The organism is Pseudomonas sp. PB120 (genome assembly GCF_009761815.1).
Classification (GTDB): Bacteria; Pseudomonadota; Gammaproteobacteria; order Pseudomonadales; family Pseudomonadaceae; genus Aquipseudomonas.
In genome coordinates, this window is record NZ_RWIN01000122.1 from 148,620 (window position 1) to 167,765 (window position 19,146).

General features: G+C 60.4%; 15 protein-coding genes. 10 read left to right on the top strand and 5 right to left on the bottom strand.

Features of this window, described 5'->3' with window-relative positions; translation table 11 throughout:
* Positions 1-14 precede the first annotated feature (14 nt).
* From rsmA to EJA72_RS22490, 4 genes are read right to left on the bottom strand one after another with little or no spacing between them, the layout of a single operon-like run.
* On the bottom strand, positions 15-833 hold the full coding sequence (rsmA, locus tag EJA72_RS22475; protein WP_157713809.1) for a 16S rRNA (adenine(1518)-N(6)/adenine(1519)-N(6))-dimethyltransferase RsmA: 819 nt from the start codon (positions 831-833) through the stop codon (positions 15-17).
* On the bottom strand, positions 830-1,819 hold the full coding sequence (gene pdxA / locus EJA72_RS22480) for a 4-hydroxythreonine-4-phosphate dehydrogenase PdxA (RefSeq protein WP_178129530.1): 990 nt from the start codon (positions 1,817-1,819) through the stop codon (positions 830-832). Before pdxA ends, rsmA begins: the two co-directional genes overlap by 4 nt.
* Complete coding sequence (gene surA / locus EJA72_RS22485; protein ID WP_178129531.1) at positions 1,816-3,138, bottom strand: peptidylprolyl isomerase SurA; 1,323 nt, start codon at positions 3,136-3,138, stop codon at positions 1,816-1,818. Before surA ends, pdxA begins: the two co-directional genes overlap by 4 nt.
* Complete coding sequence (locus EJA72_RS22490) at positions 3,113-5,926, bottom strand: LPS-assembly protein LptD (protein ID WP_157713811.1); 2,814 nt, start codon at positions 5,924-5,926, stop codon at positions 3,113-3,115. Before EJA72_RS22490 ends, surA begins: the two co-directional genes overlap by 26 nt.
* Positions 5,927-6,056: 130 nt before the next feature.
* On the opposite strand from EJA72_RS22490, the gene EJA72_RS22495 reads away from it, so the two are divergent.
* The 3 genes from EJA72_RS22495 to EJA72_RS22505 are packed head-to-tail and all read left to right on the top strand — an operon-like array spanning position 6,057 to position 8,513.
* Positions 6,057-7,076, top strand: coding sequence for an aminoglycoside phosphotransferase family protein (locus EJA72_RS22495; protein ID WP_157713813.1), 1,020 nt, complete (start codon positions 6,057-6,059; stop codon positions 7,074-7,076).
* Positions 7,073-7,744, top strand: a complete 672-nt coding sequence (gene murU / locus EJA72_RS22500; protein WP_157713815.1) for an N-acetylmuramate alpha-1-phosphate uridylyltransferase MurU — start codon at positions 7,073-7,075, stop codon at positions 7,742-7,744. Before EJA72_RS22495 ends, murU begins: the two co-directional genes overlap by 4 nt.
* A 1-nt stretch (position 7,745) precedes the next feature.
* Complete coding sequence (locus EJA72_RS22505) at positions 7,746-8,513, top strand: TerB family tellurite resistance protein (RefSeq protein ID WP_157713817.1); 768 nt, start codon at positions 7,746-7,748, stop codon at positions 8,511-8,513.
* Between the two features lie 175 nt (positions 8,514-8,688).
* Here EJA72_RS22505 and EJA72_RS22510 read toward each other — a convergent pair whose 3' ends face one another.
* Positions 8,689-9,684 carry an alpha/beta hydrolase family protein gene (locus EJA72_RS22510; RefSeq protein WP_157713819.1) on the bottom strand — a complete coding sequence of 332 codons (996 nt, stop codon included), beginning with the start codon at positions 9,682-9,684 and terminating at the stop codon, positions 8,689-8,691.
* Between the two features lie 73 nt (positions 9,685-9,757).
* Here EJA72_RS22510 and EJA72_RS22515 point away from each other — a divergent pair, with 73 nt between their 5' ends.
* From EJA72_RS22515 to EJA72_RS22545, 7 genes are all read left to right on the top strand, one after another.
* On the top strand, positions 9,758-12,154 hold the full coding sequence (locus tag EJA72_RS22515; RefSeq protein ID WP_157713821.1) for a PAS domain S-box protein: 2,397 nt from the start codon (positions 9,758-9,760) through the stop codon (positions 12,152-12,154).
* A gap of 75 nt (positions 12,155-12,229) precedes the next feature.
* Positions 12,230-12,883 carry a response regulator transcription factor gene (locus EJA72_RS22520; RefSeq protein ID WP_157713823.1) on the top strand — a complete coding sequence of 218 codons (654 nt, stop codon included), beginning with the start codon at positions 12,230-12,232 and terminating at the stop codon, positions 12,881-12,883.
* A 339-nt stretch (positions 12,884-13,222) separates the two neighbouring features.
* A complete protein-coding gene (locus EJA72_RS22525) occupies positions 13,223-14,347 on the top strand; it encodes an ABC transporter ATP-binding protein (RefSeq protein ID WP_157713825.1) in 1,125 nt (374 codons plus the stop codon).
* A 44-nt stretch (positions 14,348-14,391) separates the two neighbouring features.
* Positions 14,392-15,435 (top strand): ABC transporter substrate-binding protein, encoded by a 1,044-nt coding sequence (locus EJA72_RS22530; protein WP_157713827.1) that lies wholly within the window; start codon positions 14,392-14,394, stop codon positions 15,433-15,435.
* 195 nt (positions 15,436-15,630) lie between these two features.
* Positions 15,631-16,878 carry an ABC transporter permease gene (locus EJA72_RS22535; protein WP_157713829.1) on the top strand — a complete coding sequence of 416 codons (1,248 nt, stop codon included), beginning with the start codon at positions 15,631-15,633 and terminating at the stop codon, positions 16,876-16,878.
* Between the two features lie 12 nt (positions 16,879-16,890).
* Positions 16,891-17,715 (top strand): ABC transporter permease, encoded by an 825-nt coding sequence (locus tag EJA72_RS22540; RefSeq protein WP_157713831.1) that lies wholly within the window; start codon positions 16,891-16,893, stop codon positions 17,713-17,715.
* Between the two features lie 228 nt (positions 17,716-17,943).
* Positions 17,944-19,092: an iron-containing alcohol dehydrogenase gene (locus tag EJA72_RS22545; protein WP_157713833.1), complete on the top strand. Its 1,149-nt coding sequence runs from the start codon at positions 17,944-17,946 to the stop codon at positions 19,090-19,092.
* Positions 19,093-19,146 lie beyond the last annotated feature (54 nt).

Sequence of the window (19,146 nt, forward strand, 5' to 3'; positions counted from 1 at the left end):
ACGCTGGCGGCGTGTCAGATATCGGCAGGCTTTTGCAGGACTTGTTCGCTGAGCTTGTCGGCAAGGCGCACGAAGGCGGCCAGATCGAGCTGCTCGGGGCGCAAGCTGCCGTCGACGCCGGCGGCTGTGATCTCGTCGTTGCTCAGCAGCAGTTTGAGCGTGTTGCGCAGGGTCTTGCGGCGCTGGTTGAAGGCTTCACGCACGACACGTTCCAGCAGCTTGTGATCTTTGGCTGGGTGCGGGAGTACGGCGTGAGGCACCAGGCGCACGATGGCCGAGTCGACTTTCGGCGGCGGATTGAATGCGCCGGGGCCCACATTGAACAGGTGTTCGACCCGGCAGTGATACTGAACCATGATCGATAGACGACCCCAGTCGCCACCGCCAGGACCGGCCGCCATCCGCTCGACCACTTCCTTCTGCAACATGAAGTGCATGTCGCGGATCAGGCTGGCGTTGTGCAGCAGGTGAAAAATCAGCGGTGTAGAGATGTTGTACGGCAGGTTGCCAACCACCCGAAGGCTGCCCGGTGCGGCGTTCAGGCTGTTGAAGTCGAACTTCAGCGCATCGCCCTGATGCAGGTTGAAATTGCTCTTGCCGGCAAACTGCTGGTTGAGAATCGGGATCAGGTCCTTGTCCAGTTCCACCACGTCGAGCTGCGCGCCGCTGCCCAGCAGGCCTTGGGTCAATGCGCCCTGGCCAGGGCCGATTTCCAGCAGACGGTCTTCAGGCTTGGCATGGATGGAGCGCAGGATGCGGTCGATAACGCCCGCATCGTGGAGGAAGTTCTGGCCAAAACGCTTGCGCGCCCGGTGTTGGTAATGCTCGGTCATAAACGGGTCTCGGCCATCTGGTAGGCGGTTTCAAGGGCGACTTGCAGGCTGCCGGTGTCGATTTTTCCGCTGCCGGCCAGGTCCAGGGCGGTGCCGTGGTCAACCGACGTGCGGATGATCGGCAAGCCCAGCGTCACGTTGACGGCTGCGCCGAAGCCTTTGTATTTCAGCACGGGCAGGCCCTGGTCGTGGTACATCGCCAGCACTGCATCGCAGTGCTCCAGATATTTGGGGGTGAACAGAGTGTCGGCGGGCAGGGGGCCACGAAGGTCCATGCCCTCACCGCGCAGGCGCTCTAATGTAGGTTCGATGATGTCGATTTCTTCGTGGCCCAGGTGTCCACCTTCACCGGCGTGGGGGTTGAGCCCGCAAACCAGGATACGTGGCTGGGCGATGCCGAATTTTTGTTGCAGATCGGCGTGCAGGATTCGCGTAACCCGCTCCAGGCGCTCCGGCGTGATCGCATCGGCGATCTCGCGAAGGGGCAGGTGAGTGGTGACCAGCGCCACGCGCAAACCGCGAGTGGCGAGCATCATGACCACTTGCGCGGTATGGGTCAGGTCGGCGAGAAATTCTGTGTGACCGGAAAAGGCGATGCCGGACTCGTTGATCACGCCCTTGTGCACAGGGGCGGTGATCATCCCGGCAAAGTGCCCGTCCAGGCAGCCTTGGCCAGCACGCGTCAGGGTTTCCAGGACAAACGCCGCATTGGCTTTGTCCAGTTGCCCGGCGATGACGTTGGCATTGAGCGGTGTGTCCCAGACATACAGGCTGTTGGCTGGCGCGGGTACATCCGGCCAGCTGTCCGGGGTGACCGGCAGCAAATTGACCGCCACGCCCAGTTGCACGGCCCGCTCAAGGAGCAGGTCGTGGCTGGTAATGGCAATCAGGGGATGTGGCTGGGCTTGCGAGGCGAGCAGCAGGCACAGGTCGGGACCTATGCCGGCCGGTTCGCCGGGTGTCAGCGCGAAACGTTTGGGTTTCACTGTGCTGCCTGGTCTGCACCAGGGAGTTTGATCTCTACGTACGCTTCGTCACGGATCTGACGCAGCCAGGTTTGCAGCTCTTCGTCGTATTTGCGGTTACGCAGTACGGTCATTGCTTGCTGCTCACGAGCCTGGGCGGTGCTGTCAGTGGCGCGACGGCCAAGGACTTCCAGAACGTGCCAGCCATATTGAGTCTTGAACGGCTTGGACAGCTGACCTTGCGGGGTCTTGGCCATCACTTCGCGGAACTCGGGAACCAGTGCGTTCGGGTCGATCCAGTTCAGGTCACCACCGTTGAGGGCGGAACCCGGGTCTTCCGAGTAGCTTTTTGCCAGGTCGCCGAAATCTTCGCCCGCTTCAATTCGGGTGTAGAGCGACTGGGCCAGGGCCTTGGTTTTTTCTTCGTCGCGAATCGGGCTCGGTTTGACCAGGATGTGACGCACATGCACTTCGTCACGCATCTGGGTATCGCCGCCACGCTTCTCGAGGATCTTCAGAATAATGAAGCCGCCTGGCGTGCGCATTGGCTGAGTCACGTCGCCGATAGCCATGGTGCTCAGCATGCGATCGAAGGGCGGTGGCAGTTGAGCGGCTTTACGCCAGCCCATGTCGCCGCCTTCCAGTGCAGTTTCGCTGGCGGATTTGGCGATTGCCATCTGACCGAAGTCAGCGCCTTGCTTGAGCTGCTGGTAAACCGCGTCGGCCTGTTTGGCGGCATTCTGAATCGCGTCGGAGTTAGCGCTTTCCGGCGTAGGAATCAGGATGTTGGCCAAATGGAATTCTTCGGATAGCTGCATTTTGCCCAGGTCGGAAGCGAGGAAGTTCTTCACTTCCTGTTCGGAGACCTGGATGCGCTCGGCCACACGACGCTGGCGCACACGGCTGATGACCATTTCACGGCGAATCTGGTCACGGGCGTCGTCGTAAGACAGACCGTCGTGAGTCAGGGCTGCGCGGAATTGATCCACGGTCATGTTATTGCGCTGGGCAATGGTGCCGACAGCCTGGTTCAGTTCTTCGTCGGTAATGCGGATGCCCGAACGTTCGCCGATCTGCAGTTGCAGGTTTTCGACGATCAGGCGCTCAAGCACCTGCTGATCCAGAACACTGGCTGGCGGTGCGGCGGTACCGCGTTTGGCGATGGTTTGCTGAACCTCATGAACACGTTGGTCCAGTTGGCTCTGCATGACCACGTCGTTGTCGACGATGGCCACCACTTTATCGATGGACTGAACCGCGGCGTTGGCCGCGGTACCCAGGAACAGCGCGCCCAGCATCAGCGGGCGCAGACAATCAGAAAGCTTGGTCTTCACGTTCACGATAACCTTGAATGCCTTTGTCGAGGAAGCTCTCTACTTTGGCGCCAGTGAGGCCGCCGAGTCCCTTCAGAACAATTTGGAGGAATACGCCGTGGTCGCCTTTCTCGTTTTGCGGGGCTTCCTGACTGAATTCGTCATAAGAAACCCAGTAACGGTTGATCAGGCGCAGTTTCCAGCAGCAGTTGTCGTACTCGAAACCACCAAAGGCCTCAAGTGTACGGTTGCGGTTGTAGTCGTACTGCCAGCGACTGATGGCGTTCCACTGCGGCACGACCGGCCAGATCACCGAGAAGTCGTGCTGTTTGATTTTGTAGTAGTCCTTCACGTAACCAGGTTGGCCCGGGGTGCCGTAGTCACCGCCGCCCACCGACCATTTACCGGTGTTCTGGTCGTAACGGACCTGGTCATTACGATAGCGGTAGCCGGCGTTGATGACCTTGTTCGGGTTGTCTTCAGGCTGGTAGTGGAACATCGCGCTGCCCGAGCGAGGGCTGCGGCTGTCCGGGTCCCAGTTGTAGTCGGCGGTGGTGCGCCAATCGCGGTTCCAGCGATATTCGTATTCCAGTGCGTACGGTGAGACGTTGGAATGCGCATCGGCACGGGTATTGGCATCGATACCTGGCAGCTGGACTTCGCGATCCTTGAAGTACAAGGCCTGGCCAACACTGATGCGTTGACGTTCGAAGCCGTTGTCTTCGATCCAGCGGTTGGTCACGCCCAGCGACAGTTTGTTCTCGTCACCGACGCGGTCGGAACCAGAGAAGCGGTTGTCGCGGAACAACGACGCGTAGTTGAAGGTGTATTCGCCGGTGTCGAACACAGGAATGTCTTCCTGGTCCTTCTCTGGTACATAGAGGTAGTACAGGCGCGGCTCAAGGGTCTGGCGATAGTTTTTGCCGAACCATTGGGTATTGCGGTCGAAGTACAGGCCGCTGTCGATGCTGGCGATCGGTACCGAACGGTTCTGATTGCTGCCGAAATGACCGTTGATATTTTGAGTGCCGGCTGCCGCTGCGGCTGCATCCTGAGCATCGATCTGGCTTTTGCCAATACTGTCCAGATCCAGTTGGTACTGGGTGTACTGGTACTTGAGTTTTGGTGTCAGGAAACCATACGTCCAGTTCATCGGCATGCTGATGGACGGTGCAAGGTTGAGGCGGTCGCCGTTGGCGCGTGCCAAACCTTGAACGTTGGTGTCCAGTCGCGGCGTGACGTTGCCGTCTTCGTCGGTGAAATTGCCGTTCCTCAAATCCCGATCAAAACGCACGACTTCTGTTTCGTAATCGAGGTTCAAGCCGCTCGGGTGAGTCGGCAACTGACCGTTGAAAGTGATCTGCGGCAAGCGGTCATACGGCGTGATGTTCGACACAGTCGCCAGCTGATAAGCCTGTGCGTTCACACGAGCGACGTAGCTGTCACCACGGTAGCTGACCGAGCCTTGCTGATTCACATAGTCAGCGCTTTTCACGCCAATCTGATCAGTCTGCAGATCCTGGAAGTAATACGGATCGCTGATCTTGGTGTAATCAACCTGGGTGAATACGCGTGAATCAAGACCACCCTTGTGCTGCCAGTTATACATGTAGCGATTTTTCTGATAATCGCTCTGCTTGCTGCGGTCGGTGTCTTCGTCGTTGAGGTACGCAGCGCCGAACTGGCCTTCGCTGGACTTGGTCAGGTAGCGGAACTCGCCTTCCATCAACAGGCCGTGCTTGCTCATGTAGCGCGGGTACAACGTGGCGTCGTAGTTCGGCGCCAGGTTGAAGTAATACGGTGTAACCAGCATGAAGCCGGTATCGCTGCCGGTGCCGATGGTCGGCGGCAGGAAGCCCGACTGGCGACGGTCGTCGATCGGGAAGTAGATGTACGGCGTGTACAGAACCGGAATGTCCTTCACGCGCAGCGTCACGTTGGTCGCGGTACCGAAACCGGTGGCCGGGTTCAAGGTGATGTTGTTGCCCTTGAGCTGCCAGGCATTGCTGTTCGGTTCGCACGTGGTGTACGTACCATCCTTGAGGCGGATGATCGCGTTTTCGGCACGCTTGGCGTACAGCGCATTACCGCGGATACGGGATTTGTGCATCACGTATTCGGCGTTGTCGACCTTGGCTTCACCCGTGTCGAGCTGCACGTCTGCGTGGTCGCCCACGATCAGGGCGCCGTTGTCGCGGATGCGCACGTCGCCATTGAGTTCGGCGCGGCTCTCGGCCTGATACAGGCTGGCTTCGTCGGACTCGACCTGCATGCTGCCCTGACGCAACACGACGTCACCGGCCAGCGTGCCGACCTGGTCTTCCGTGTTGTAGCGGGAAGCCTTGGCACCGATGAAGGTCGGCGCGTCACTTTTGTTCGTCTTGTCATTCATGCCAGGACGAATTGGTTCGATATAGGAACCAGAGCAGTAAGGACCTGTTTCGGCCAACTGCGCAGCTGTGAGATTCTCGCGGGGAACCCAGTCGAGGTGACTGTAGTCTGCACTGCGCGACTTCAAACCGCGACCTTTGGACTCGGTCACGAGCGCAGGCTTGGCGCCGGTCTCTTCGGTTGAACCGCTCTGGGCTGCGGCTTCGCCGGTGTCGCTGACTGCGCTGCCTTCATGGACAGGGCGCGGTGGCAATGCCGCCGCTGGCGATTTTGGCGCACAGTTCCAGGCACCCGAAGCAGAGACTGAGCAGTCATACTGTTCCGCGGCGACCACGAATGAGGTGGCTAGAGGTTGCAGTGCCAGCAAACTGCCGGTTACCAACAACGGAAATTTTTTACGAAACGCGGGGGATTTCAATGCCATCTTATTAGTCCGGGCTTCCTGCGTGCCATCTGCCCGCGGTGTGGGCCGCACGCCTCTCGATGGTCTGAAAAAGATGCTGGATAATAAAGCATGACCCGCTTGACGGCTAGCGCCGTCGGAGACCCTTGCAATGCCTGACCAAGATGTACGTTTGCAACACCTTAAAGTTTGGCTCGATGAGCAGTTGGCGACCCTCTTTGCAGAGCAAGGCTGGGGCGCCGTACCCCCGGCCACGTTGATCGCGGCCAGTAGCGATGCCAGTTTTCGACGCTATTTCCGCTGGGAGGGCGAGGGCAGAAGTTTCATCGTGATGGACGCGCCTCCGCCCCAGGAAAACTGCAAACCCTTCGTGGATATCGCTTTTTTACTGGCGAAATCCGGAATTAATGTGCCGAAAATTTATGCCGAAGACTTGGAGCGCGGGTTTCTTTTGCTCAATGACCTGGGCAACAAGACTTACCTGGACGTGATCGACAGCGAAAACGCCGACGATTTGTTCGCGGATGCCTTGCAAGCGCTATTGGCTTTTCAACAGTTGCCGATGGTTGCACCGCTGCCGAGTTATGACGTGGCGTTGCTGCGTCGCGAGCTGGAACTGTTTCCAGAGTGGTACGTAAAGCGTGAATTGGGCATTGAGTTCGACGCGGCCCAGCAGTTGCTCTGGCAACAGGTGACCGACTTGCTGATCGACAGCGCCCTGGCCCAGCCGAAAGTCCTGGTGCATCGCGACTACATGCCGCGCAACCTGATGCTCAGCGAGCCCAATCCCGGGGTGCTCGATTTCCAGGATGCAGTCTACGGCCCTGTGACCTACGACGTGACGTGCCTGTTCAAGGACGCCTTCCTCAGTTGGCCCGAAGAGCGTGCGCGCGGCTGGCTGGAAAACTATTGGCAGCAAGCGGCGGCGCAGGGCATCCCGGTGCAGCCCGACTTCGAAGACTTCCTGCGTGCCAGCGACCTGATGGGCGTGCAGCGTCATCTGAAAGTGATCGGCATCTTCGCCCGCATCTGCCACCGCGACGGCAAGCCGCGCTACCTGGCCGACGTGCCGCGCTTCTTTGCCTATATAGAAGCCGTGATCGCCCGTCGTCCTGAACTGGCTGAACTGGATGTGTTGCTGCTGAGCCTGCGTGCCGGAGCGAATGCATGAAGGCGATGATCCTGGCGGCAGGTAAAGGCGAGCGCATGCGGCCGTTGACCCTGACAACGCCCAAACCGCTGGTAAGAGCAGGCGGCGTGCCGCTGATCGAGTACCACTTGAAGGCCTTGGCCACGGCGGGTTTTACCGAGGTGGTGATCAATCACGCCTGGCTCGGCCAGCAGATCGAAAGCTATCTGGGAGACGGCTCGCAATACGGCATGCGCATCCAGTACTCGCCGGAAGGTGAGCCGCTGGAAACGGGCGGCGGGATTTTCCGTGCGCTGCCGTTGTTGGGCGACGACGCCTTCCTGGTGGTCAACGGGGACATCTGGACGGACTACGATTTCAGTGTGCTGCATCAGCCCATCACCGGGCTGGCGCATCTGGTACTGGCGGACAACCCTGCCCACCACCCGAAGGGCGATTTCAGCCTGATCGACGGGCAGGTTCATGACGGGCAGCCAGAAACACCGACCCTGACCTACAGTGGTATCGCGGTGCTGCACCCGCAGTTGTTCGACGGTTGCACGGCGGGGGCGTTCAAGCTTGCACCGCTGCTGCGCAACGCAATGGAGCACGGGCAAGTGACGGGCGAACATTTGAAGGGGCATTGGGTGGATGTCGGCACTCATGAGCGTCTGGCGGAAGTGGAAACCTTGATAGAAGCGAGACACTGATATGTTGTGGCCAGGGACTCTGATTGGAGCCGGAGCGGGTTTTTTCATTGCCAGCATTCCGGGGGCCATGCTCGGTGCTTTATTGGGGCAAGCGCTGGATCGGCGCCTGCACCTGCAGAGCTGGGGGCAATTGCGTGAAAAGCTGGGCGGACGTCCGATGTTGCGCAACGATGAACTGTTGTTCGTGTTGCTGGGGCGGTTGGCCAAGTCTGATGGGCGGGTAACGGATGGTCACATCCAGCAGGCCCGTCAGGAAATGCAAGCGTTGGAAATGCACGAGTCGGCGCAGCGACGGGCGATTGCCGCGTTCAACCGCGGCAAGTCGGGCGATGACGCGTTGCGCGGTTACCTGCGACGCCTGGGGGCTCAACCCCATGCGGCGGAGGGAGTCTTGCGTGCCTGCTGGCGAATGGTCTGGGCTGATGGTCGCGCCGGGACCCGTGAGCTGGCACTGATCAAGCAATGGGGGAAATGGCTGGGGTGGTCGTCCTATCAGGTCCAGGGCCTCTCGGCAGACTACGAGCCGCAGAAGCGTTCATTGGTGAACAGCGCGCCGACCTATCAGGATGCCCTGCGTCTGCTGGGCGTGTCCGCCACCACCGAACCCGCGCAGATTAAACGTGCCTATCGGCGCCTGCTCAGCCGTCATCACCCGGATAAAATTGCCGGCAGCGGTGCGACGGCGTTGCAGGTGCGCGAGGCCACCGATAAGACGCGCGAACTGCAGAGCGCTTACACGTTGATTCGTGAGCGACGGAATTTTCGGTAGTCGTAAAGATGAGTGTTGCCAGTTATGACGCTATCGCCAGCAGGCTGGCTCCCACATTGGATTTGTGAACGACTGAGATCCTCTGTGGGAGCAGGCTGGCTCCCACTTTGGATTTGTGAACGACTGAGATCCTCTGTGGGAGCCAGCCTGCTGGCGATGGGCGCAACGCGGTCTATCAGTTCGCCACATTCTGCGGACTCAACCAGCCACGTACCCGGCGCACCAGCTGTTCCTGTTCTGCCTTGGTGTCACCAGGCAATGCCTTCAAAGAGACTTGGCTAAACGCCGACGATTTCAACCGTTTGCTCGCTTGCAAACGCTCCAGCGCAGCATTGCGATCCAGCGGTTTGTCCTTGTAAAAAATATCGGCGGCGGGCAGCTTCAAGGTCGGCGTCAGTTCGGCCAGCCCGGGCTTGGCGGTGACGGGTGTCTGTGCCGCCACCATCACCAGTTTCTCCACTTGCGATGGCTGCTTCTCGCTCAAATAGCGTGTGGCCCAGTAAGCGCCGGTGCCATGCCCCAAGATGACGATGCGGCGGGCGCTTTGCGATTCGGCATAGGCGACGGCGGCGTCGATGCGCGCGAAGATGCGCTCGGCGTCGGCCTTCGTTTGCTCCTCGGTGGTCTCGGCCACTACCTTATCAGCCACCTCCGCTTCACCGCCTGCCGCTTGTTCGATGGGGGCGGCGGTGGTCGAGTCCTTGGTGTCGGTGTTGGCCGCTTTGGGCGCGGGTGCCACTTCGACGACGCGTGGCGCAATGGCATCGCTTTGCAGGTCCGGCAAGGTGATACTCAGGCTGCTCCACTCGACGTCGGGCAATGTGCGTCGCAACGGGCCGATTGCTTGCGGCCAGTCAACGGTTTCGCCGGCGCCCGGGATGATAATCACCGCGCCTTTGGGTTCGGCGGAATTGGCCGGTTTCCACAAGGCCAGAAATGTATCGGCGCCCGCTTGCAGTTGTTGCTGTTCCTGAACGGGGATTTTGCGCTCCAATGCGCTCGCTTCTTCCTGACTACGCTCAATCAGCGGCTGGCGGTCGGCCGGTTTTTCTTCCGCGGTTTTTTCCGCAGGAGCGGGTGCTGGAGTGGCAGCCGCCTCGACGGAAAAAGCGCAAGGCAGGATCAGCGACAGGCACAATGCTGGCAGCGCCAGGCGGTAGACAGGGGGCATCGGATATTCCAGGCCAGAGGTTATTCCGGCAGCCTAATGGGTTGGTCAGTATTTGTCAGTGTGTGAGACTTCAATGATGCGTTTTCACTGCCTGTGGGTTATCGGCTGTTTGTGGTTTCCCTTGATGGGCTGGGCGGCTGTCGCGCCACCGGCGCACGTCGCACAATTGTCCGCAGGCCAGCAGCAATGGCTGGCACAGCATGACGAATTGCGGGTCGGGTTGGTGTTGCAAGCGCCTTACGCCCAATACGATCGTCGCTTGCAGCGTCTGTCCGGGGTCAACGTCGAGTTGATGAAGTGGCTGGCCAGATCGCTCAAGGTCGAGCTGAGCTGGCGCAACTTTCCCGATCTTGAGCAATTGGAGGCCGCTGCACGCGACGGTGAAATCGACATCGCTCCAGGACTGACCCAAACCCCTGGGGGGCTGCGCTTGTGGCAGTTCACCGATCCGTACATGCGGGTGCCGCAACTGGTGGTCAGCGACCAGAAAAGCACCGGCGTGGTCGAGCTGGAAAAACTCGACAGCCAGACCCGTGTCGCCGTGCGCATGCCCAGCGCCATCGCCGACTACCTGCGCAGCAATTATCCGCACCTGAACCTTCAGGGCGTGCCCATCGAACGCCAGGCATTGCAGCTGTTGCTCAGCCAGCAGGCGAGTTATGCCGTCGTCGATGAGGCGCAACTGGGGCGTCTGTCCATCGAGTCGGAGTTTTCCGGGCTGCTGGTGGTCGGCGATATTGGCCTGCCGCAATTGCTGCGCGTGGCCACGCGTCGGGACTGGCCGGAACTTGCCGGCATTGTCGAAACCGCGTTGCGGGCGATCCCGGCCAAGGACCTGGAGCAACTGCACAACCAATGGCTGCAACCCAAATACCCGCGGCTGACGGAGTCCCCGGGTTTCTGGCAAAACCTCTGCCTGTTATTGCTGGTGCTGACGCTGAGCAGCATGGCCATCGTGTTCTGGCAACGGCGCCAACAGCTCAGCCTGGAGCAACGCCTGTTGGCGGCGCGGGATGACATTGCCCTGCGCGCTGCCAGCGAAGAAGCGCTGCGCCTCACTCAATTTTCCATCGATCAAAGCACGGTCGGCATCCTGTGGGTCAACTGGGACAGCCACGTTCGCTACGCCAACCGCGCCGCCGAAACCATGCTGGGTTATCCGTCGGGCGCACTCATTGAGCGGCCGCTGATCGACTTCGAACCCGGTCTGCACATGGACCGCTGGCTGAACCTGTGGAAGCGGGCTCGCGCCAGCGAAGACGGCCCGCAAAGTTTCGAAACCAACTGTGTGCGCGCCGACGGCAGTATTTTACCCGCCGATGTTTCGTTGAGCTTTCTGCGGTTCCGCGATGGCGAATACCTGGTGGTCTACCTCAACGACGTCACCGAGCGTCGTCGTGCCCTGGCCGCCTTGCAGGAAAGCGAAGCGCGGTTGCAGGGTATCGCCGCCAACGTTCCCGGCCTGGTCTTCAGGCTGGAGCGCGCGCCGGTGACCGGGCAGATCGACTTTGCTTACATCAGCGAAGGCAGCGAAAGCCTGACCGGGTACTCGCCGGCTACTCTGGCCCATCGCGACAAAGGCCTGCGCAGCCTCGTGCATCCGGACGACAAGGCCGGTTATCACCAGACCCAGGATCATGCGCTGGACACCGACAGCGACTGGTCCTGGCAGGGGCGGATTCTGACCCGCTCGGGCGAGCAGCGCTGGGCCGAGATCAAAGCCATCACCCGTCGGCTTGAAGACGGCGCCTACGTCTGGGACGGCATCGTCTGGGACATCAGCGAGAGCAAGCGCATCGAGCTGGAGCTGGCCAGCTCCCGGGAGCAACTGCGCGAATTGTCCGCACACCTGGAGAGCGTTCGGGAAGAGGAAAAGGCCCGCATCGCGCGGGAGGTCCACGACGAACTGGGTCAGATGTTGACGGTGTTGAAGCTGGAAACCTCCATGTGCGAATTGGCCTATGCCCAACTCGATCCCGGATTGAACGAGCGCCTGAACAGCATGAAGCGTCTGATCGCTCAACTGTTCCAGCTGGTTCGGGATGTGGCCACGGCGTTGCGGCCACCGATTCTCGATGCCGGCATCGCGTCGGCCATCGAATGGCAGGCCCGGCGTTTTGAAGCGCGTACGCAGATCCCGTGCCTGGTGCAGGTGCCGGACAATTTGCCGGTGCTCAGTGATGCCAAGGCGATTGGCTTGTTCCGGATCCTTCAGGAGGCGCTGACCAATGTCATGCGCCATGCCCAGGCGCATACTGTCGAACTCACGCTGACCCTCACGGGCGACGAACTGTGCCTGACCGTCAGCGATGATGGTGTAGGGTTTGTCGCTTCTGTCGGCAGGCCGACATCGTTCGGTGTGGTCGGCATGCGCGAGCGCGTGTTGATCATGGGGGGGCAGTTGTTGCTTGAGAGTGAACCGGGGGAGGGGACGACGTTGAGTGTGCGGGTGCCTCTGGATGCAGCTTGATGCATTTTTGTTGATTGTACTGACGCCATCGCCAGCAGGCTCGCTCCCACAGTGGAGCGCGGGTCTTGCTCACGAATGATCTTGAATCTGGAGAAGTCTGTGATCCGTGTACTGGTAGCCGAAGACCACACCATCGTTCGCGAAGGCATCAAGCAGTTGATTGGCCTGGCCAAGGACTTGCTGGTGGTGGGGGAGGCGAGCAATGGCGAGCAGTTGCTCGAGACGCTGCGTCATGTGCCTTGCGAAGTGGTGTTGCTGGACATCTCCATGCCCGGGGTCAATGGCCTGGAGGCGATTCCACGGATTCGTGCGCTGAACAATCCGCCGGCGATTCTGGTGCTGTCGATGCACGACGAAGCGCAAATGGCCGCGCGTGCCTTGAAGGTGGGGGCCGCGGGCTACGCGACCAAGGACAGCGATCCGGCGTTGCTGCTGACGGCAATCCGCAAAGTCGCGGCGGGCGGGCGCTACATCGATCCGGAACTGGCCGACCGCATGGTCTTCGAAGTCGGCCTGACCGACTCGCGGCCGCTGCATTCGTTGCTCTCGGAGCGCGAGTTCTCGGTGTTCGAACGCCTGGCCCAGGGCGCCAACGTCAACGACATCGCCCAGCAACTGGCCTTGAGCAGCAAGACCATCAGCACCCACAAGGCGCGGTTGATGCAAAAGCTCAACATCACCTCCCTGGCGGAGCTGGTGAAATACGCGATGGAACACAAACTCCTCTAAGCCCCACCGCGATCAAACCTGTAGGAGTGAGCCTGCTCGCGATGGCGGTGGATCAGTCACTGCACCGTCGGCTGATCGGGCGCGATCGCGAGCAGGCTTACTCCTACAGAGGGCCTGCGTTGCGGGCATATCCAATAGCGACAACCCTTTTTGCCCGTTCTTGGGGCTTGCCGCCCGGCTCCCGCAACTGGCTTGCCCAATCACGCCATCCTTGTAGGGCAATCCCTACCCCCAACCTTCCATCCGGCTGAGGCGATTCTCTCCTGCGCCCCGATTTGCGTGCTACCCAGCGTCCACTAGGCTTAGTCCACAGCAGTCATCAACAACAAAGGTGTGGGTATGAGCCAGGTCGATTCAAACGCAGGGGCCAGTGACATTCTGGTCAGCTTTCGTGGAGTGCAGAAAAGCTACGACGGCGAGAACCTGATCGTCAAAGACCTCAACCTGGACATTCGCAAAGGCGAATTCCTCACCTTGCTCGGGCCTTCCGGCTCCGGCAAGACCACCAGCCTGATGATGCTCGCCGGTTTCGAAACACCGACCGCAGGCGAAATCCTGCTGGCCGGGCGTTCCATCAACAACGTGCCGCCCCACAAGCGTGACATCGGCATGGTGTTCCAGAACTACGCGCTGTTCCCGCACATGACGGTCGCCGAGAACCTTGCGTTCCCCCTGACCGTGCGCGGCTTGAACAAGAGCGACGTCAGCGACCGGGTCAAACGTGTCTTGAGCATGGTTCAGCTCGACACCTTCGCCCAGCGTTATCCGGGCCAACTCTCTGGCGGCCAGCAGCAACGTGTGGCCCTGGCCCGCGCCTTGGTGTTCGAGCCGCAGCTGGTGTTGATGGACGAACCGCTCGGCGCGCTCGACAAGCAACTGCGCGAACACATGCAGATGGAAATCAAGCACCTGCACCAGCGCCTCGGTGTGACCGTGGTCTACGTGACCCACGACCAGGGTGAAGCCCTGACCATGTCTGACCGTGTGGCGGTGTTCCATCAAGGTGAAATCCAGCAGATCGCCCCGCCGCGCACTCTCTACGAAGAGCCGAAAAACACCTTCGTCGCCAACTTCATCGGCGAGAACAACCGCCTCAACGGTCGCTTGCACAGCCAGACCGGCGATCGCTGCATCGTCGAACTCGGTCGCGGTGAAAAGGTTGAAGCGCTCGCGGTCAACGTCGGCAAGACCGGCGAGCCCGTCACGCTATCGATTCGTCCGGAACGCGTGAGCCTCAACGGCTCCAGCGAGTCCTGCGTCAACCGCTTCTCAGGGAGGGTGGCGGAATTCATCTATCTGGGCGATCACGTCCGGGTTCGCCTGGAAGTCTGCGGCAAGACCGACTTCTTCGTGAAACAACCGATTGCCGAGCTTGATCCTGCGCTCGCCGTCGGCGACGTGGTACCGCTTGGCTGGCAGGTCGAGCACGTTCGCGCGCTCGACCCACTTTTAGAGGCGAACTGATCGCCCCCTGCTTCAACCAACCCTGCACGTGGAGAAAACAATAAATGTTGAGATCCCTGAAATTCACCGCTTTGGTCATGGGCATGATCGGCGCGGCACACGCGATGGCGGCGGGCCCGGACCTGACCGTGGTGTCCTTTGGCGGGGCGAACAAGGCGGCGCAGGTCAAAGCCTTCTACGCACCGTGGGAAGCGGCAGGCAACGGCAAGATCGTGGCGGGCGAGTACAACGGCGAAATGGCCAAGGTCAAAGCCATGGTCGACACCAAGAGCGTGTCCTGGGACCTGGTGGAAGTTGAATCGCCAGAGCTGTCCCGTGGTTGCGACGAAGACATGTTCGAACAACTCGACCCGGCACTGTTCGGCAAAACCGAAGATTACGTCAAAGGCGCTATCCAGCCTTGCGGCGTAGGTTTCTTCGTGTGGTCGACCGTGTTGGCCTACAACGCAGACAAGCTGGCTTCCGCACCGACCAGCTGGGTCGATTTCTGGGACACCAAGAAATTCCCTGGCAAGCGCGGCCTGCGTAAAGGCGCCAAGTACACCCTGGAATTCGCACTGATGGCTGACGGCGTTGCGCCGAAAGACGTCTACAAGGTGCTGGCTGGCAAGGACGGTCAGGACCGTGCGTTCAAGAAGCTTGATGAACTCAAGCCGAATATCCAGTGGTGGGAAGCCGGCGCGCAACCGCCGCAATACCTCGCTTCGGGTGACGTGGTCATGAGCTCGGCCTACAACGGCCGGATCGCTGCCGTGCAGAAAGAAAGCAACCTCAAAGTCGTGTGGAACGGCGGCATCTACGACTTCGACGCATGGGCCATTCCAAAAGGCCTGGACAAGGCACGTGCTGAAGCGGCGAAGAAATTCATCGCCTACTCGGTCATGCCGCAGCAGCAGAAGACCTACTCGGAAAACATCGCCTACGGCCCGGCCAACACCCAAGCCGTACCGTTGCTGGCCAAGGATGTCCTGAAAGACATGCCGACCACCCCGGAAAACATCGCCAACCAGGTGCAGATCGACGTCAGCTTCTGGGCTGACAACGGCGAGCAACTGGAACAGCGCTTCAATTCCTGGGCAGCGAAGTAAGAAGAGGGCTCGCCCTCCTGTGAGATCAGCTTTTGTGGCGAGGGAGCTTGCTCCCGCTTGAGTGCGCAGCACTCACAAAATTGGCAACTGGCAACAGAATTTTGGGGCTGCTCCGCAGCCCAGCGCGAGCAAGCTCGCTCGCCACACAAGCTGGCTCCCACATCATCGATTGATCAAAGATTTCCGGAGTACGCCATGGCCACCGCCATTCCCCTGAACGCGGGCACTGACCCCACCTTGAAGCAGCGGCTCAAGCACGCCGAGCGGGTTAACCGCTGGAAGGCCCAGGCCTTGATCGCGCCGCTGGTGCTGTTTCTGTTGCTGGTGTTCCTGGTGCCCATCGTGGCGCTGCTCTACAAAAGCGTTGGTAACCCGGAAGTGGTCGGCGGCATGCCGCGCACCGTGGCGGCCATCGCCAGTTGGGACGGCCGAGGCCTTCCTGCTGAACCCGTCTACAAAGCGGCCAGCGAAGACCTCGCTGAAGCGCGCAAGAATCAGACCCTGGGCGACCTGTCCAAGCGCTTGAACATGGAGTTGGCCGGCTACCGCAGCCTGCTGACCAAAACCGCCCGCGCCTTGCCGTTCGCCACTGAACCGGCCTCTTATAAAGAAGCGCTGGAAGGGCTCGACGAGCGCTGGGGTGACCCGGCCTATTGGCAAGCCGTTCGCCGCAACACCAGCAACATCACGCCTTACTACCTGCTGGCGGCGGTCGATCACCGGATCGACGACCTCGGCGAACTGGCCCCGGCCACACCGGATCAGGCGATCTATCTCGACATCTTCGCCCGGACTTTCTGGATGGGCCTGATCATCACCGGGATCTGCCTGTTGCTGGCCTACCCGCTGGCCTACCTGCTGGCGAACCTGCCGTCACGCCAAAGCAACCTGCTGATGATTCTGGTGCTGCTGCCCTTCTGGACCTCAATCCTGGTGCGGGTCGCCGCGTGGATCGTGCTGCTGCAATCGGGCGGCTTGATCAACAGTGGCCTGATGGCCATGGGCATCATCGATAAGCCGCTGGAGCTGGTGTTCAACCGCACCGGGGTCTACATCTCCATGGTGCACATCCTGCTGCCGTTCATGATCCTGCCAATCTACAGCGTGATGAAAGGCATCTCGCCAACCTACATGCGTGCAGCGATTTCCCTCGGTTGCCACCCGTTCGCGAGCTTCTGGCGCGTGTACTTCCCGCAGACCTACGCCGGTGTCGGCGCCGGTTGCCTGCTGGTGTTCATCCTCGCGATTGGCTACTACATCACCCCGGCCTTGCTGGGCAGCCCGAACGATCAGATGGTCAGTTATTTCGTCGCTTTCTACACCAACACCAGCATCAACTGGGGTATGGCGACCGCACTCGGTGGGTTGCTGCTGTTGGCGACCGTGGTGCTTTACCTGATTTACAGCTGGCTGGTGGGCGCCAGTCGCCTGCGCCTGAGCTAAGGGGAGAATGAAATGCTGAGTCCTTATATGTCTCCCGTTGAACGGGTGTGGTTCTACAGTTTGCGGATTCTCTGCGGCCTGGTTCTGTTGTTCCTGATTCTGCCGGTACTGGTGATCATTCCGCTGTCGTTCAACTCGGGCAGCTTCCTGGTCTACCCGCTGCAAGGTTTCTCGCTGCACTGGTATCAGGACTTCTTCGCCTCGGCCGAGTGGATGCGCTCTCTGAAGAACAGCATCATCGTCGCCCCGGCCGCCACCGTGCTGGCCATGGTGTTCGGTACGCTGGCGGCGATCGGCCTGACGCGGGGCGACTTCCCGGGCAAGGCGCTGGTGATGGCGCTGGTGATTTCGCCGATGGTGGTGCCGGTGGTGATTATCGGTGTGGCGAGCTATCTGTTTTTCGCCCCGCTGGGCCTGGGCAACAGCTTCTTCTCGCTGATCGTGGTGCACGCGGTGTTGGGTGTGCCGTTTGTGATCATCACCGTGTCGGCGACGTTGCAGGGTTTTAACCACAACCTTGTGCGTGCTGCTGCGAGCCTGGGTGCTTCGCCACTGGTGGCTTTCCGTCGTGTGACCTTGCCATTGATTGCGCCGGGTGTGATTTCCGGGGCGCTGTTCGCCTTCGCCACCTCGTTCGATGAAGTGGTGGTGACGCTGTTCCTTGCCGGTCCTGAACAAGCGACCTTGCCCCGGCAGATGTTCAGCGGCATCCGCGAAAACCTCAGCCCGACGATTGCCGCTGCCGCGACGCTGCTGATTGCCTTCTCGGTGATCCTGCTGCTGACCCTGGAATGGCTACGTGGCCGAAGCGAAAAACTGCGTACCGCACAGGTCTAAAACCGCAGAGACCCACTGTAGGAGCGAGCTTGCTCGCGATGGACGTCAACGATGACACGGGGATTCTGAATCACCGTGTCGTCCTCAGGTTCATCGCGAGCGAGCTCGCTCCTACAGGGGTTTTGTGTCGCTTTCGGGGTTGATGGTCATTCACCGCCTGAATAGCAGACAAACCCCAATCCCCAGCTACTATTGTGCCCAGCTCCCCATCTATAAGAGGCTGCGCACATGAGTCTTTCCTCTTTCAAAATCGCTCACAAACTGATCACCGGCGCAGGGGCTATCGAGCAACTGGCGTCTGAACTGACGCGCCTGGACATCGACAACCCGCTGATCGTCACCGACGCCGTGCTGGTCAAGTCCGGCACGGTCGCGTTGGCGCTCGCGCAGCTGGGGGATCGGAGCTACGAGATTTTCGACCGCGTATTGCCGGACCCGGAAATCGCCATCGTCGAAGATTGCATGCGGGTGTACCGCGAAGGCGGGCATGACGGCTTGATCGGTCTGGGCGGCGGCAGCGCCATCGACATCGCCAAGAGCGTGGCGGCCTATGCCGGTTACCACGGCGCGCTGGAGGATTTGTTCGGCATTGATCAGGTCCCGCGCAAAGGCCCGCCATTGATCGCCATCCCGACCACCGCCGGCACCGGCTCGGAAGTGACCAACGTCGCGATCCTTTCCGACAAGGTCGCGCAGCTGAAAAAAGGCATCGTCAGCGACTATCTGTTACCGGACGTGGCGCTGGTCAGCCCGCAAATGACCCTGACCTGTCCACGCAGCGTCACGGCCGCCAGTGGCGTGGATGCGTTGGTGCACGCCATTGAGTCTTACCTGTCGGTCAACGCCTCGGCGATCACCGACGCCCTGGCCATCGGCGCGATCAAGTTGATTGCCAAGGCACTGCCCAAGGCCTACGCCAATCCGTCCAACCTGCAAGCCCGGGAAGACATGGCCACCGCCAGCCTGATGGCCGGCATGGCGTTCGGCAATGCCGGAGTCGGCGCGGTGCATGCGCTGGCGTATCCGCTGGGGGGACGTTTCAACATTGCCCACGGTGTCAGCAATGCCTTGTTGCTGCCGTATGTCATGACCTGGAACAAGATGGCCTGTGTCGAACGCATGCAGGATATTGCCGAAGCCATGGGCGTGAAAACCGCTCACCTGAGCGCCAATGAAGCCGCCGACAAAGCCGTCGAGGCGATGATCGAGCTGTGCGCCGCCGTGGAAATCCCGTCGGGCCTGCGCAGTTTCGGCGTTCCGGAAGAGGCGATCCCGGCCATGGCTGCCGAAGCCGCGGGTATCGAACGCCTGATGCGCAACAATCCGCGGAAATTGAGCGCCATCGATATCGAAAAGATCTACCGAGCGGCGTACTAGAGCCTGCGGTCACATATTGATTGAAGGCAGGCCCAATCATCGCGGCCACAGTGC